The organism is Salmonella sp. SJTUF14076 (assembly GCF_015534835.1).
Lineage (GTDB): Bacteria > Pseudomonadota > Gammaproteobacteria > Enterobacterales > Enterobacteriaceae > Salmonella > Salmonella enterica.
The window spans coordinates 2,532,702-2,548,241 of the sequence record NZ_CP064674.1 but is presented as its reverse complement, the minus strand read 5'-3'; the positions used below and the strand labels follow the sequence as shown (position 1 = coordinate 2,548,241).

Annotated in this window: 17 protein-coding genes; 6 read left to right on the top strand and 11 right to left on the bottom strand. The window is 53.3% G+C overall.

The genetic code is table 11. The features are described 5' to 3' along the window. Window positions 1-237, bottom strand: coding sequence for a DUF1656 domain-containing protein (locus HU143_RS12385; protein ID WP_000649755.1), 237 nt, complete (start codon window positions 235-237; stop codon window positions 1-3). A gap of 194 nt (window positions 238-431) precedes the next feature. On the opposite strand from HU143_RS12385, the gene slyA reads away from it, so the two are divergent. Next, the gene (slyA, locus tag HU143_RS12380) at window positions 432-872 is read left to right on the top strand and encodes a transcriptional regulator SlyA (protein ID WP_000764556.1); all 441 of its coding nucleotides are present in this window, start codon (window positions 432-434) and stop codon (window positions 870-872) included. Window positions 873-919: 47 nt separating this feature from the next. On the opposite strand, the gene slyB is transcribed toward slyA, so the two are convergent. After that, window positions 920-1,387: an outer membrane lipoprotein SlyB gene (gene slyB, locus HU143_RS12375; protein WP_000597179.1), complete on the bottom strand. Its 468-nt coding sequence runs from the start codon at window positions 1,385-1,387 to the stop codon at window positions 920-922. A gap of 271 nt (window positions 1,388-1,658) precedes the next feature. Between slyB and anmK the strand changes: the two genes are divergently transcribed. The 5 genes from anmK to pdxY all read left to right on the top strand — a co-directional run bounded on the left by anmK (window position 1,659) and on the right by pdxY (window position 6,233). Continuing rightward, the gene (anmK, locus tag HU143_RS12370; RefSeq protein ID WP_000835021.1) at window positions 1,659-2,780 is read left to right on the top strand and encodes an anhydro-N-acetylmuramic acid kinase; all 1,122 of its coding nucleotides are present in this window, start codon (window positions 1,659-1,661) and stop codon (window positions 2,778-2,780) included. 87 nt (window positions 2,781-2,867) lie between these two features. After that, window positions 2,868-3,197 (top strand): C-type lysozyme inhibitor, encoded by a 330-nt coding sequence (mliC, locus tag HU143_RS12365; RefSeq protein ID WP_001132086.1) that lies wholly within the window; start codon window positions 2,868-2,870, stop codon window positions 3,195-3,197. A 58-nt stretch (window positions 3,198-3,255) separates the two neighbouring features. Further along, complete coding sequence (gene pdxH / locus HU143_RS12360) at window positions 3,256-3,912, top strand: pyridoxamine 5'-phosphate oxidase (protein ID WP_001282334.1); 657 nt, start codon at window positions 3,256-3,258, stop codon at window positions 3,910-3,912. Window positions 3,913-4,038: 126 nt separating this feature from the next. After that, the gene (tyrS, locus tag HU143_RS12355; protein ID WP_000168626.1) at window positions 4,039-5,313 is read left to right on the top strand and encodes a tyrosine--tRNA ligase; all 1,275 of its coding nucleotides are present in this window, start codon (window positions 4,039-4,041) and stop codon (window positions 5,311-5,313) included. A 59-nt stretch (window positions 5,314-5,372) separates the two neighbouring features. After that, window positions 5,373-6,233 carry a pyridoxal kinase PdxY gene (gene pdxY / locus HU143_RS12350; RefSeq protein ID WP_000789736.1) on the top strand — a complete coding sequence of 287 codons (861 nt, stop codon included), beginning with the start codon at window positions 5,373-5,375 and terminating at the stop codon, window positions 6,231-6,233. Between the two features lie 58 nt (window positions 6,234-6,291). Here the strand turns inward: pdxY and gstA are convergent, their stop codons facing one another. The 9 genes from gstA to rsxA all read right to left on the bottom strand — a co-directional run bounded on the left by gstA (window position 6,292) and on the right by rsxA (window position 15,481). Further along, window positions 6,292-6,897, bottom strand: coding sequence for a glutathione transferase GstA (gstA, locus tag HU143_RS12345; RefSeq protein WP_023226960.1), 606 nt, complete (start codon window positions 6,895-6,897; stop codon window positions 6,292-6,294). 104 nt (window positions 6,898-7,001) lie between these two features. After that, window positions 7,002-8,507: a dipeptide/tripeptide permease DtpA gene (gene dtpA, locus HU143_RS12340; protein WP_023226961.1), complete on the bottom strand. Its 1,506-nt coding sequence runs from the start codon at window positions 8,505-8,507 to the stop codon at window positions 7,002-7,004. A gap of 601 nt (window positions 8,508-9,108) precedes the next feature. Next, window positions 9,109-9,744, bottom strand: coding sequence for an endonuclease III (gene nth / locus HU143_RS12335; RefSeq protein ID WP_023226962.1), 636 nt, complete (start codon window positions 9,742-9,744; stop codon window positions 9,109-9,111). Beyond that, the gene (locus HU143_RS12330) at window positions 9,744-10,436 is read right to left on the bottom strand and encodes an electron transport complex subunit E (protein WP_001289628.1); all 693 of its coding nucleotides are present in this window, start codon (window positions 10,434-10,436) and stop codon (window positions 9,744-9,746) included. The genes nth and HU143_RS12330 overlap by 1 nt, the downstream gene beginning before the upstream one ends. Window positions 10,437-10,438: 2 nt before the next feature. Further along, window positions 10,439-11,059, bottom strand: coding sequence for an electron transport complex subunit RsxG (gene rsxG / locus HU143_RS12325; protein WP_000920822.1), 621 nt, complete (start codon window positions 11,057-11,059; stop codon window positions 10,439-10,441). 3 nt (window positions 11,060-11,062) lie between these two features. Then, window positions 11,063-12,121: an electron transport complex subunit RsxD gene (gene rsxD, locus HU143_RS12320; RefSeq protein WP_000231891.1), complete on the bottom strand. Its 1,059-nt coding sequence runs from the start codon at window positions 12,119-12,121 to the stop codon at window positions 11,063-11,065. Further along, window positions 12,122-14,329 carry an electron transport complex subunit RsxC gene (rsxC, locus tag HU143_RS12315; RefSeq protein ID WP_051129193.1) on the bottom strand — a complete coding sequence of 736 codons (2,208 nt, stop codon included), beginning with the start codon at window positions 14,327-14,329 and terminating at the stop codon, window positions 12,122-12,124. Then, window positions 14,322-14,900: an electron transport complex subunit RsxB gene (gene rsxB / locus HU143_RS12310; RefSeq protein ID WP_001092600.1), complete on the bottom strand. Its 579-nt coding sequence runs from the start codon at window positions 14,898-14,900 to the stop codon at window positions 14,322-14,324. Before rsxB ends, rsxC begins: the two co-directional genes overlap by 8 nt. Beyond that, window positions 14,900-15,481: an electron transport complex subunit RsxA gene (rsxA, locus tag HU143_RS12305; protein ID WP_000133179.1), complete on the bottom strand. Its 582-nt coding sequence runs from the start codon at window positions 15,479-15,481 to the stop codon at window positions 14,900-14,902. The genes rsxB and rsxA overlap by 1 nt, the downstream gene beginning before the upstream one ends. Window positions 15,482-15,540: the final 59 nt, after the last annotated feature.

The following is a 15,540-nucleotide window of genomic DNA, read 5'->3' as shown; positions in this document are numbered from 1 at the left end:
TTACCACGCGATCAGTAAAACGAGGCCCAGACATACGCACAGCGTAAAGAGGGAGAGATCCATTAACAGGGGATGCCAGATTTCATCAGAGTATATCCGGTCACGCAGGAGTCGGTGAATAAACAACCAGATAACGAACCCAAGCGCAAAGGCTTTAAAGAATGGCGGAAAGTAAACAGATGCTCCCAACATGAGATCTTGTAAGGGCAATCCTGTGGCGTTGAGTATACACTTCACAAGCAATGTTCCTTTGCGTCAGACATCGATGCTTTAGTTTTAGCCAAAACCGAAGCTACAGGTGCCAGGTGCGCACTATGTCTGAAAAAATGTCTATTGGTAAGCAAATTTAGCAATACATTTGTTTTGAGAATACAAATACTGCACACTATTCTAAAATCAGCATAATAACTTAGCAAGCTAATTATAAGGAGATGAAATTGGAATCGCCACTAGGTTCTGATCTGGCACGGTTGGTGCGCATTTGGCGTGCTCTGATTGACCATCGCCTCAAGCCTCTGGAATTGACGCAGACACATTGGGTCACGTTGCACAATATTCATCAATTGCCGCCTGACCAGTCGCAGATTCAATTGGCTAAAGCGATAGGCATTGAGCAGCCATCGCTGGTACGCACGTTGGATCAACTTGAAGACAAGGGGCTAATTTCGCGGCAAACCTGCGCCAGCGATCGTCGCGCTAAGCGCATTAAACTGACCGAGAAAGCGGAGCCGCTAATCACTGAGATGGAAGCGGTCATTCATAAAACGCGCGGTGAAATTTTGGCTGGGATTTCTTCAGAGGAGATTGAGCTTCTGATTAAACTTATCGCCAAACTTGAACACAACATTATGGAATTGCACTCTCACGATTGAGGTGCAGGGGCATACGTGTGGCCATGTGACCACACGTAAAGCCTGGTTTAGCGTGGAGAGACGGTAACCTGGCTGCCGTTGCTGGCCAGCACGACGCGCTGACCTGCCGAGAAACGCGTATTTCCTTGTTTCTGCACAACCATAATGGTGTTGCCATCGTCTTTACGAATTTCCAGTTCCACACCCTGGGTTTTATTCATTGCGCTCTGGACGCCCTGGCCCGCTACGCCGCCAGCCACCGCGCCTGCCGCGGTCGCCAGTGAACGACCCGTACCACCGCCGATAGTGTTGCCGAGGAATCCGCCCAACACCGCGCCGCCGATAGCGCCAATCACGTTAGAATCATCACCGCCCTGAATTTGAACCGGACGAACGTTAACGATAGTACCGTACGTTACATTCTGAACTTGTTTAGCCTCGGATGCGGTATAAACATCACCCGAAAGGCTATCATTGTTAACACACCCAGCTAAGGATAACCCCATCAGTGAAACGGCCAGTACACGTTTAATCATTTACCCATCTCCTGTTCTTCACGAAACGCTATGTCAGCATCCCTATAGCTAAATTATATGGCATTTATGCAGTTAAGGTCATATCTTCTGCTGAAAGAATGTAAAAATCATAATCAGAAGTTAATTAACCAATCTTAAACGAAGTCGGAAGCAAGAAAAGATAGGTCATTGATATCCGTGGACGACACGGCAAAAAACGTGACGTGGGCATAGCATTACAAAATACGTTATGCCGAGTGTTAAGGCTTAACCCAGCTTAAAAGGAAGAGGTATGAAATCGGGCCGTTTTATTGGCGTTATGTCCGGAACCAGCCTTGATGGCGTTGATGTTGTACTGGCGGCAATTGATGAAACAATGGTAGCGCAACAGGCAAGTCTCACCTGGCCCATTCCCGTTCATCTGAAAAAAGGCATTCTCGATATTTGCCAGGGACAGCCGCTTACGCTCTCGCAACTCGGCCAGCTGGATACCCAGTTAGGCCGGCTTTTTGCACAGGCGGTTAATGCGCTGTTAGCGCAACAACGTTTGCAGCCGCGGGATATCGTCGCCATTGGTTGTCATGGGCAAACGGTCTGGCATGAACCGACCGGCGAGGCCCCGCATACGCTGCAAATTGGCGATAATAATCACATCGTCGCCCATACGGGGATTACGGTGGTCGGCGATTTTCGGCGGCGAGATATTGCGCTGGGCGGACAAGGCGCGCCGCTGGTGCCCGCTTTCCATCACGCGCTGTTGGGACATCCGACGGAAAAACGTATGGTCCTGAATATCGGCGGCATCGCCAATTTATCTCTGCTTTTCCCCGGACAGGCGGTGCGCGGGTACGACACGGGGCCGGGTAATATGTTGATGGATGCGTGGATTTGGCGACAATGCGCGCAGCCCTACGACAAAGACGCGGCATGGGCGAAAGAAGGTCAGGTTATTCTTCCATTGCTGCAAAAGATGTTGCGCGATCCGTACTTTGCTGCGTCGGCGCCCAAAAGTACAGGACGCGAATATTTCAACTATGGCTGGTTAGAGCGTCATCTTACGGCTTTCCCTGGCGCAGACGCGCGCGATGTACAGGCCACGCTGGCGGAGCTGACGGCGGTCTCCATCGCCCAACAGGTGCTGCTCAACGGCGGCTGCGAGCGGCTGATGGTCTGTGGCGGCGGAAGCCGGAATCCGTTAGTGATGGCCCGTCTGGCGGCGCTGTTGCCCGGTATCGAGGTTTCGACCACCGATAAGGCGGGGATCAGCGGCGATGATATGGAAGCGCTGGCCTTTGCCTGGCTTGCCTGGCGAACGCTCGCGGGCCTGCCGGGAAACTTACCTTCCGTGACGGGGGCTACAGAAGCCAGTGTTTTAGGCGCTATTTACCCGGCTAACCCAATAACTCAGAGTTAACTGAATTTTTCCCGGACCCTATATCGGTAAACTGGCAAGGTCAGGAAGGGGCGTTTGCCCTTCCAGAAGCAGGAGAGCTTTCGGGATATGCCTATGAAAAAGATCGCAATAATGTGTTTACCTGTGCTGCTGACCGGCTGTAGCGTTTATCAACAATTTGTTGAACGTATGCAAACGGATACGCTGGAATACCAGTGTGATGAGAAGCCGCTTACCGTTAAAGTCAATAACCCGCGTGAAGAGGTCAGTTTTGTTTATGACAATAAGCTGCTGACCCTGAAGCAAGGAATCTCGGCCTCGGGCGCGCGTTATACCGACGGGATTTATGTTTTCTGGTCGCAAGGCGAGAGCGCCACGGTCTATAAACGAGACAGAATTGTGCTTAATAACTGTCAGTTACAAAATCCGAAGCGTTGAGATTTTCAGTATGGGGGCGCACAATAGCGCCACCCACTGATTATTTCTGATCAACGCCATGTCTGATAACGACCAATTGCAGCAGATCGCGCATCTGCGCCGTGAATACACGAAAGGCGGCTTGCGTCGCCGCGATTTACCCGCTGAACCGTTAACCTTATTTGAGCGCTGGCTTGGGCAAGCGTGCGACGCCAGACTGGCCGATCCGACGGCAATGGTCGTGGCGACCGTAGATGACAAGGGGCAGCCGTACCAGCGTATTGTATTGCTCAAGCATTATGATGAAAAAGGCCTGGTCTTTTATACCAACCTGGGAAGCCGCAAGGCGCATCAAATTGAGCACAATCCGCGTATCAGCCTGTTATTTCCTTGGCATATGCTTGAACGCCAGGTGATGGTGACAGGCAAAGCCGAGCGTCTCTCCACACTTGAGGTGGTGAGGTATTTCCACAGCCGTCCGCGCGACAGCCAGATTGGCGCATGGGTCTCTAAACAATCCAGCCGGATTTCCGCGCGCGGTATCCTCGAAAGCAAATTCCTGGAGCTCAAGCAGAAGTTTCAACAGGGCGAAGTGCCGCTACCCAGCTTCTGGGGCGGTTTTCGCGTGAGTATCGAACAGATGGAGTTCTGGCAGGGCGGCGAACATCGTCTGCACGATCGCTTTTTATACCAACGCGACGACGGCGCATGGAAAATCGACCGTCTTGCGCCCTAAAGATGCAAAAATCTTGTTTTAAGCACTGGTGCGGATGAATCCGCCGTTTTATGCTATGTCTCTTTCGCGTCTGGCGAAAAGTCGTGTACCGGCAAAGGTGCAGTCGTTTTATACATGGAGATTTTGATGGCAAGCAGTAACTTGATTAAACAATTGCAAGAGCGGGGGCTGGTAGCCCAGGTGACGGACGAAGACGCGTTGGCAGAGCGACTGGCGCAAGGCCCGATCGCGCTCTATTGCGGCTTCGATCCTACCGCTGACAGCTTGCATTTGGGGCATCTGGTTCCATTGTTATGCCTGAAACGCTTCCAGCAGGCAGGGCACAAACCTGTTGCGCTGGTAGGCGGCGCGACCGGTCTGATTGGCGACCCGAGCTTCAAAGCCGCCGAGCGTAAACTGAACACTGAAGAGACCGTTCAGGAGTGGGTGGCGAAAATTCGTAAACAGGTTGCCCCATTCCTGGACTTTGATTGCGGCGAAAACTCCGCCATCGCGGCCAATAACTATGACTGGTTCGGCAGCATGAATGTGCTGACTTTCCTGCGCGATATCGGTAAACATTTTTCCGTTAATCAGATGATCAACAAAGAAGCGGTGAAGCAGCGTCTGAACCGTGACGATCAGGGTATCTCTTTCACGGAGTTCTCTTATAACCTGCTACAGGGGTACGACTTCGCTTGTCTGAATAAACTGCACGGCGTTGCCTTACAGATTGGCGGTTCTGACCAGTGGGGGAACATCACTTCCGGTATCGACCTGACCCGTCGCCTGCACCAGAATCAGGTATTTGGTTTGACCGTTCCGCTGATCACCAAAGCTGACGGCACGAAATTCGGTAAAACCGAAGGCGGCGCTGTCTGGCTGGATCCGAAGAAAACCAGTCCGTACAAATTCTACCAGTTCTGGATTAACACCGCAGATGCCGATGTTTATCGCTTCCTGAAATTCTTCACTTTTATGGACATTGAAGAGATCAATGCCCTGGAAGAAGAAGATAAAAACAGCGGTAAAGCGCCGCGCGCGCAGTATGTGCTGGCCGAGCAGGTGACGCGCCTGGTTCATGGCGAGGAGGGGCTGGTCGCGGCGAAACGGATCACTGAATGCCTGTTCAGCGGTTCACTGAGCGCGCTGAGCGAAGCTGACTTTGAGCAGTTGGCGCAGGACGGCGTACCGATGGTTGAAATGGAAAAAGGCGCCGACCTGATGCAGGCGCTGGTAGACGCCGAACTCCAGCCGTCGCGTGGTCAGGCGCGTAAGACTATCGCCTCCAACGCTGTCACTATCAATGGTGAAAAACAATCCGATCCTGAATACATCTTTAACGATGAGGACCGTCTGTTTGGCCGCTACACCTTATTACGTCGCGGCAAAAAGAACTATTGTCTGATTTGCTGGAAATAAGGCATTAAGTAACAGGGAGTGAGAAATCACTCCCTTATTTTTGATGTTCAGGTAAAAAAATGAAGAATATCCTCGCTATCCAGTCCCATGTTGTTTTCGGACATGCGGGCAACAGCGCCGCCGAATTTCCCATGCGCCGTCTTGGCGCGAATGTTTGGCCGCTGAATACCGTTCAGTTTTCTAACCACACGCAATATGGTAAATGGACCGGCTGTGTCATGCCGCCCAGCCATCTGACTGAGATTGTCCAGGGGATTGCGGACATTGGCCAGTTAGCGCACTGCGACGCCGTACTTAGCGGTTACCTGGGATCTGCCGAGCAGGGAGAACACATTCTCGGTATTGTGCGCCAGGTTAAAGCGGCAAATCCGCAGGCAAAATATTTCTGCGACCCCGTGATGGGGCATCCGGAAAAGGGCTGTATCGTGGCGCCTGGCGTCGCAGAGTTCCATGTGCGTTATGCGCTACCCGCCAGCGATATTATCGCGCCTAACCTGATTGAACTGGAAATTCTCAGCAAACATAGCGTGAATAATGTGAATGACGCCGTGCAGGCGGCGCGAGAACTGATTGCTCAGGGGCCAGAAATTGTACTGGTAAAACATCTCGCCCGCGCCGGTTACAGTTCAGAACGCTTTGAAATGCTGCTGGTGACAGCGCAGGAAGCTTGGCATATTAGCCGTCCGCTGGTGGATTTCGGCTCACGTCAGCCGGTTGGCGTTGGCGATGTCACCAGTGGTTTATTGCTGGTCAAACTTTTGCAGGGCGCGACGTTGCAGCAGGCGCTGGAGCACGTTACGGCGGCAGTCTATGAGATTATGATCGCCACCAAAACGATGCAGGAGTACGAACTGCAGGTCGTGGCAGCCCAGGACAGGATCGCTAACCCTGAACATTACTTCAGCGCAACGCGGCTGTAATTATTGCTGCTAAAAAGAGGCCGGATGGCGCTACAGCGAGCTATCCGGCAACATGACATTAATTCAGTCCTTCCGCTTTAAGCGCTGCCGCAACGGTCGGTCTTTTTGCGACACGCTGCATATAACTTTCAATATGCGTTAACCCGTCCATATTCAGTTTTACGCCATAGGCCCAACGCAACACGGTAAACAGATAAGCGTCTGCAATGGTAAAACGCTGGCCGCAAATCCACTGGTCGTCTGAAAGCGACTCATCCACATACTGAAATTTCTTTTCCAGATCGGCGCGAATGGCGGGTTTGAGTGTTTCTGGCGTGTCAGGGCGGAACAGCGGGGTAAAGCCTTTATGCAGTTCCGTTGCAATATAGTTGAGCCATTCCAGCGTATGATAGCGAGCAAGACTACTTACCGGCGCCAGAAGCTGGCGGTCGGGAACGCTGTCGGCGAGGTACTGCATAATGGCGACGCCTTCAGTCAACAGTGTGCCGTCATCCAGCAGCAGAGCCGGAACCTGTCCTTTAGGGTTGACTGCCAGGTAATCATCACCGTTTTCCAGGCGTTTTTTTGCGAGATCGACGCCATCAAGCGTAAAGTCTTTGCCAATTTCGCGCAGGGTAATATGGGAAGCAAGAGAGCAGGCACCCGGTTTGTAGAACAGTTTCATCGGTAACTCCTTTTTGCTGAGGTTTAAAGTATGGTAGTGCGGGGACGAGCAAAAAAAAAGCCGCTAACGCACAGTTAGCGGCCTGAATGTTGTTTCCCGGAAAATTAAACTGTAGCGGCTTTAGAGCCTTTTTCAGCGGTATCATCGTCCTGGGTCATACGGTTCAGCTTAGGCGCTGTCAGCAGCATCAGGACGGCGATAACGGCGGTTGCTATGCCAATCTGCATAAATACGCGACCATAGACTTCCAGGGACATCAGAGGGTCAGTCACGTCGCTCGGCACAGCCATCAGGTTGGCGACATAACCGCCGATGATGTTAGCGCCTGCCGTTGTCAGGAACCAGCTACCCATGATGAAGCCCATCAGACGCTGCGGAACCAACTGTGCGACCATTGCCAGTCCCAGACCGGAGATCATCAGCTCACCGATACTTTGCAGGCCGTAGCTTGCGATCAGCCAGTTTACGGATACGATGCCGGCATCGTTCGCAAATTTGGCGCCCAGCGGCAGAATCAGGAACGCGCCGGAACACAGCACCATACCAATGGCGAATTTCATCGGCATCGGCAGCGTATCGCCCATCCTGTTATAGATAGCGGCCAGAATCGGGCTGCCGATAATGATCCAGAATGGGTTCAGCGCCTGATACTGTTCCGGTTCGAACGCGAGACCGAGAATAGAGTGCTCGACGTTACGAATGGCAAAGAAGTTCAGCGACGTCGGCATCTGGCTGTACAGTACGAAGAAGATAATCGCCTGCAGCATCAAAATAAAGGCGACGATCATTTTACGGCGAGCCGCGCCGTGCATGGAAAACGCTTCTTTACCGAAGATAATGACGATGCCAAGAGCGATTACGCCCAGCACCATACGCGCGATATCCTGGTTGTGCAGCAGCCAGGTGGCGACCGCAATCAGAACGACAATACCCACGATTGTCAGCAGCAGATTACGGAAGTTGATCGGTTCAAAGTCGGGTTTGGAACCGTAGCTTTTCACCCAGCGCTGGCAGAAAGCAAAGTTAACGACCGTTATCAGCATACCGACGACGCTAAGCGCAAACGCGGTGCTCCAGCCATAACGCGCCGCCAGCCACGGCGTCGCCAGCATAGAGAAGAAGGAGCCGATGTTGACGGACATATAATACATCGTAAATGCGCCGTCGAGACGCGGATCGTCCTTCGCGTAACAGGTAGACAGCAGGGAAGACGGGTTAGCTTTAAACAGACCGTTACCCACAGCGATAGCCGCCATGCCCATATAGACGATGCCCGCGTCATGACCAGACCATGCGACCAGCGCATAACCGATAGCCAGCACCACGGCACCCAGCATAATAACGCGTTTGGTGCCCAGAATTTTATCACCTAACCAACCGCCAATGGCGACCAGGCCATACACCAGCGCACTGAAGGAAGAGAAAAGGGTGATGGAATCCGCTTCTGACATACCCAGTTGTTTTACCAGGTAGACGGCCATAATGCCTTGCAGGCCGTAATAACCAAAACGCTCCCATAACTCTATCGAGAAGATGAGATAGAACGCCTTCGGTTGTTTGAAAGCGTTCAAACTGACGCTTTCAGTTGGTTTTTTGTTTGCAGTAGACACTTTTACCTCTTTTTTACGCCCCGTATTAACAGGGATTGTCTGGCGCGTGATGAGTCAGACTCATCCGTCCGATTGTTATATTGGAGGGGAAACGGCAGGTAATGTTCACTATCTTTCCTCTCCAGACAAGAGCTTTGTAATAATCTGTTACATATAACTCTTCTGGTTGAATCGTCCGATGTCAGAAATGTTATCCAGCGTTAAATTTCTTCATTTGAAGAATGGCAGATTTTTACACTGCAAAAAGGCCATTAGTTTGGGTGAAAGGCGATATCTTCTGCTATTTAAGGTGAAAAGCAGTGATATAGGCCATTATCTGAAAAAATGGCAGAGTAATGTTTTGTAGTGAAAACGGGGCGTCAGTCTATCCGGTTGTAAATGTAACCTTAGATGTCATTAAATTTCACATGAAGTTATCAAAGTGATCCTGATCACGGATAGATAGAATTTTTTGCGATTAAAAAAATGATTAACCTGACGTGGAGTGAAAACGAAAGCACATTACATCAGAAAAAGGACAGAGACTGGAATGATTGATGGCTAAAATAGATCCAGGCCGAAGGTGGGAGCGCGCTGGCGTGACGGACGCACTCCGACCATATCAAATATCGACTTTTTCTTTGTATTCGCAAAGATCTTCAATGAGGCAGGAGCCGCAGCGGGGTTTTCGGGCGATACAGGTATAGCGGCCATGCAAAATTAACCAGTGATGGCAGTCCACTTTGAACTCATTCGGCACCACTTTCAGCAACTTCTCTTCTACCTGCTCGACATTTTTACCCGGCGCGAACTGTGTTCGGTTGCATACACGAAATATATGCGTATCAACGGCGATGGTCGGCCAGCCGAAGGCGGTATTTAGCACCACGTTAGCGGTTTTACGCCCCACGCCGGGAAGCGCTTCCAGCGCCGCCCGATCCTCCGGCACTTCGCCATTATGCTTGTCCAGTAAAATACGGCAGGTCTTAATCACGTTTTCCGCTTTACTGTTAAATAAGCCGATGGTTTTGATATAGGATTTCACGCCTTCTACGCCCAGTTCCAGCATCGTGGCTGGCGTATTGGCGACCGGGTAAAGTTTGGCGGTCGCCTTGTTCACGCTGACGTCGGTTGCCTGCGCGGAAAGCAACACGGCAATCAGCAACTCAAACGGCGACGTGAAATTGAGTTCCGTTGTGGGGTGCGGATTGCTGTCGCGCAGGCGCGTCAGAATTTCCAGCCTTTTTGCTTTGTTCATCAGACTTTCCCTGTTTCACCGGCCGGAACAGCGGAAGGCGCGGTTTCGGCGCGGCGTTTCTTCATTTTTTCATCAATAAGATATTTTACCGCCAGCATGAGCCCCAGGCCGATAAACGCGCCTGGCGGCAGCATCGCCAGCAGGAAAGGCGAGTCGGTGTGAAATATCTCGACCCGTAATACTTTTGCCCAGCCTCCCAGCAGGCTATCCGCGCCATCGAAAAGCGTACCATTCCCGAGGATCTCGCGCAGCGAACCCAGCACGAACATCGCGCCTGTCGCGCCCATGCCGATGGAAAAACCGTCCAACGCGGAAAGCCACGGTCCTTTTTTCGCGGCAAACGCTTCGGCGCGACCAACAACAATGCAGTTCGTTACAATCAGAGGAATAAAAATCCCTAAAGACTGATACAAACCGAACGCATACGCATTGATCAGCATCTGTACTGCGCTTACCACCGAGGCAATGATCATGACGTAAATCGGGATACGGATTTCTGCCGGCGTCCAGCGACGTAGTGCGGACACCGTAAGGTTGGTCAGCGTTAATACCAGCGTTGTGGCCAGACCCAGCCCCAGAGCGTTGGTTGCCGTAGACGTCACCGCCAGTAAAGGGCACAGGCCAAGTAGCTGCACCAGAGCAGAGTTATTTTTCCATAACCCCTGAACAACAATGTCTTTTATTTCGCTCATGGTTATTCTCCACAGGCGGTTAAATGGGGGAGCTGAGCGGGCAGTGATTCGGCGTACAGCCCGGCGCGTTTAACCGCATTCACCACGGCGCGCGGCGTTATTGTCGCCCCGGTAAATTGATCAAAATCACCGCCATCTTTTTTCACCGCCCAGTGCGTATCATTTTCACCACTGATGGTTTTACCGCTAAAGTGGGTAATCCAGTCAGACAAACGGCGCTCAATTTTATCACCTAACCCTGGCGTCTCATGATGTTCCGTCACGCGCGTCCCCAGGACGGTACCGTTGAAATCTGCGCCAACAATAAGCTGGATAGCGCCGGAATAGCCATCTGGCGCGGTGGCCTCAATGATGGCCGCTACGGGTTTATCATCCTTGCGAGCGATAAAAACACGGTGTGTGCCTTTGCCGAGGGCGGGCGCATCGACCAGATAACAGCTCTCTTGCAGATTATTATTGTAACGATCTGGCGGCAATACCTGATCAAACAAGGCATGTTGTTGTTGCAGCGCTTGTTCGTGGATGGTTGATTTTGTCATCTGATTAATCACCGCAGTCAATCCCGTAGAGCCTGCGGCAAAAAGCGCCAGCGTAATACCGTGTTTACGAATCGTTTTCAGCATGGTTTATCCTTTGCGATGTCCATAGACGCGGGGGCGCGTGTAGTAGTCGATCAGAGGAACCGTGATATTCGCCAACAGGACAGCAAAAGCAACGCCGTCCGGATAGCCGCCGAAGCTACGAATCAGCCACACTAATACCCCAGCCAGCGCGCCGAAAATTAAACGTCCACGGTTGGTCGTGGAGGCGGTAACCGGATCCGTTAAGATAAAAAATGCACCCAGCATGGTGGCGCCTGACAGCAGATGAAGCTGCGGCGAGGCCAGCGTAGCGGGCGAGAAAAGCCAGCCTAACGCGGCGCATAGCGCCAGCGTCAGCAGAAAACTGACCGGGATATGCCAGCGGATAGCTTTTTGCCACAGCAGGAATACGCCGCCGACAAGCCAGGCGAGGTTAACCCACTGCCAGCCCACGCCAGCCAGCGCGCCGCTGTATATCGGGTACTGCATGATTTGCTCAACGGAGTGCCCGGCGCGCAAGGACGTTTTAAACGTATCCAGCGGCGTCGCCTGGCTGATACCGTCAATACCGATACGTAGCAGCGTCATATCGCCGCCGCTGGCGGTATGCCCGGTAAAAATCATCCGCAACGTGTCCAGCATATCGGGCGTTGTTGCGGCTATTTCATAAGGCGGCAACCAGCTTGTCATTTGCACCGGAAAGGAAATTAATAGCACCACGTAACCGATCATGGCCGGATTAAAGGGGTTTTGTCCCAGCCCGCCATATAACTGTTTAGCGATAATAATGGCGAATCCGGTTCCCAGCACGACCATCCACCAGGGCGCAAGCGGAGGGATGCTGACCGCCAGCAAAAGCCCCGTCAATAACGCGGAATAATCCTGCAGGTGACTGGCGACCGATTGTTTGCGCAGCCTGAGGACAATGGCTTCTGCGACGAGCGCCGTGATAGCAGCCAGAACGATCTGGAAAAGCGTTCCCCAACCAAAAAACCACGTCTGCGCGGCAATCCCCGGCAGAGCGGCGATTAATACCAGCAACATGATTCGCGATGTCTGGCGCTGGTTATGGGTATAAGGCGAGCTTGCGATTCTGAATACCATTTAATCCTCGTTAACAACCTGCTGCTGTGCTGCTTTTTTTGCCTGAACGCGGGCGATAGCCGCAGCAACCGCGGCTTTACGCGGGTCGGCCGGTTCGGCAGGTTCGCTTCCGGCCTGCTGCTCCTGTTTACGAGCTTTGGCGCGGGCGATGGCCGCTTCCACCGCGGCTTTACGCGGATCGACCGGTTCGGCAGGTTCGCTTCCGGCCTGCTGCTCCTGCTTACGGGCTTTGGCGCGGGCGATAGCCGCTTCCACCGCGGCTTTGCGCGGATCGACCGCTTCGGCAGGTTCGCCTCCGGCCTGCTGCTCCTGCTTGCGGGCTTTGGCGCGGGCGATAGCCGCTTCCACCGCGGCTTTGCGCGGGTCGACCGGTTCGGCAGGTTCGCTTCCGGCCTGCTGCTCCTGTTTGCGGGCTTTGGCGCGGGCGATGGCCGCCTCCACCGCGGCTTTGCGCGGATCGACCGGTTCGGCAGGTTCGCTTCCGGCCTGCTGCTCCTGTTTGCGGGCTTTGGCGCGAGCGATAGCCGCCTCCACTGCGGCTTTACGCGGGTCGCCGCCGGATATCGCGCTGTCAGCCACCGGATGAGCGGCTTGTTTAGCGCGCGCTTGCGCTTTACGCGCTTCACGGGCCGCGATGACGGCGCTATTGTCTGGTAGACTACCCGCCTGAATAACCACCGGTTGCGTGGCCTGCGCCTGTTTCTCTTTTACCCGCGCCAGCGCAGCGGCAATGGCATCCTGATCTTTTGCCGCTGGTTGTACCGCTGCGCTCTTATGACGTGCAAGGCGGGCGGCTTTTTCGCGCTCCAGTCTTGCCTGACGAGCCTCAAAACGCGCTTTGGCTTCGGCGGCGCGTTTTTCTTCAAGCCTGATCGCATTAATCTCCGCTTTTTCCTGACGGAAATATTGGACGAGCGGAATATTACTCGGGCAGACCCAGGCGCAGGCGCCGCATTCTATACAATCAGCAATATGGTGAGCGGTAGCCTTGTCATGCTGCTGCCCTTTGCTGAACCAATAAAGCTGCTGCGGTAAAAGGTCGGCAGGGCAGGCGTCAGCGCAAGCGCTGCAACGAATACAGCTTTTCTCTTCCTGAGGCGCCCCCATTTCAGCCACGGATGGCGCCAGCAGGCAGTTGGTGATTTTTACGACCGGTACGTCAAGCCAGGGAAGGGTGAATCCCATCAACGGGCCGCCCATGATGACCATCTGGTCAGCAGAAGGGCAGAACCCGGCATCGTTAAGCAAATGACGAACGGGAGTGCCGAGCCGTGCCCAGACGTTACCCGGTCGGCTTACCGCTTCACCCGTTAAGGTGACAACGCGTTCTGTGATCGGTTCGCCGTCAACCACGGCGCGTTTCACGGCATAAGCCGTACCGACGTTTTGCATCAGCACGCCAATATCAGAGGAGCGCCCGCCGTGGGGAACCTGTTTTCCCGTCAATATTTGGGTAAGCTGTTTTGCGCCGCCGGAAGGGTATTTGGTTGGGATAACACGTAACGAAATGTCGTGAGCGTCAGCCAGTACGGCGCGCAGCATGGAAATAGCCTGCGGTTTGTTATCTTCAATGCCGATTAATACCTCACGCGGTTGCAGAATATGCGCCAGGATGCGAATACCTTCCACAATCTGCGCGGCGCAGTCCTGCATCAGACGATCGTCCGCCGTAATGTAAGGTTCGCACTCTGCGGCATTGATAATAAGCGTGGTGATTTTATCGCCGCCGCCCTGCAATTTAACGCCGGTGGGAAACCCTGCGCCGCCAAGCCCGGCAACGCCATACTGATGAATGCGTTCAATGAGCGCTTCACGGCTGTGGGCGCGGTAATCAGACCAGCCCTCGCGTTCAATCCAGCGGTCCTCGCCGTCGGCATCAATGATGACGCTTAACTCCGCCAGCGCCGAAGGATGCGCCGTCGAGTGGGGCGCAATAGCGATAACTGTCCCGGAGGTGGGCGCGTGTACCGGCAGCATTCTCCCACGTCCACGGGTAAGCGCCTGGCCGCGTAGCACGCGATCGCCGACGCTAACGCACAACTCGCCCTCAGCGCCAATGTGCTGTTTTAAGGGGATAACGAAGCGCGGCGCTAAAGGCACCTGACGCAGCGGCGTGCCGTTTGACTGGGTCTTCATTTCGGGCGGATGAATACCACCGTCGAAATCCCAGATTTTATCTTTTCTGAAAGCGGAAAATAGTTTAAGCATGTTGTTCCACGGGAATGATGCGAACGGGAATGGTGTTCAAATCCCATTTCCAACTGTCGGGCGTCTCATTCACCGGACGTAATTCGATGCAGTGCGTCGGACACGGATCGACGCACAGATTACAGCCAGTACAGAGATCGCTCATGACCGTGTGCATGGCGCGCGTTGCGCCAACGATGGCGTCAACCGGGCAGGCCTGAATGCATTTTGTGCAGCCAATGCAGTTATTTTCATCAATAACTGCCAGCATACGTACTGGCGCGGCCTGCTGTTCTTCACCATCGCATGGTTGCGGCTCTACGTTTAGCAACTCTGCCATTTTCAGCATGACGGCTTCGCCGCCGGGCGCGCAACGATTGATTTTCTCGCCCTGGAGACCCACGGCTTCGGCGTAGGGGCGACAGCCGGGATAGCCGCACTGACCACACTGACTCTGCGGCAAAATCGCATCGATTTTTTCAACAACCGGATCATCTTCAACCGCGAATCGGCGGGAGGCATAACCCAGAATGGCGCCGAACACCAGACCCAGAAGGGTCAGGGCGCCAACGGCAATCCAGATAGTATTCATTACAACTTCACCAAACCACTAAAGCCCATAAAGGCCAAAGACATTAATCCTGCGGTAATCAATGCTATCGCGTTACCACGAAAAGGGGCGGGCACATCCGCCACGGCAAGGCGTTCGCGGATAGCGGCAAACAGAACCATCACTAATGAAAAACCGACGGCGGCGGAAAATCCGTACAGCGCCGACTGAAGAAAGTGATGACCGAGATTAATATTCAGTAACGCTACGCCCAGAACCGCACAGTTAGTGGTAATCAGTGGTAAGAAGATGCCTAACAAGCGGTATAACGCCGGGCTGGTTTTCCGCACAACCATTTCGGTAAATTGCACGACCACAGCAATGACGAGGATAAAGGCTAGCGTCCGCAGATAAATCAGATCCAGCGGAATAAGTATCCAGGTGTCGATAAGCCAGGCGCATATCGACGCCAGCGTCATGACAAAGGTCGTCGCGAGGCCCATCCCCATGGCGGTTTCCAGTTTTTTGGATACGCCCATAAAGGGACAAAGGCCCAGGAATTTGACCAGTACAAAGTTATTGACCAGTACAGTTCCGACAAAGAGCAGCAGGTAATCAGTCATGTTTCGGCCTGAAATAAAAAAGCCGCCTATTATCTGTCAAACTACCACAGGCGACAACA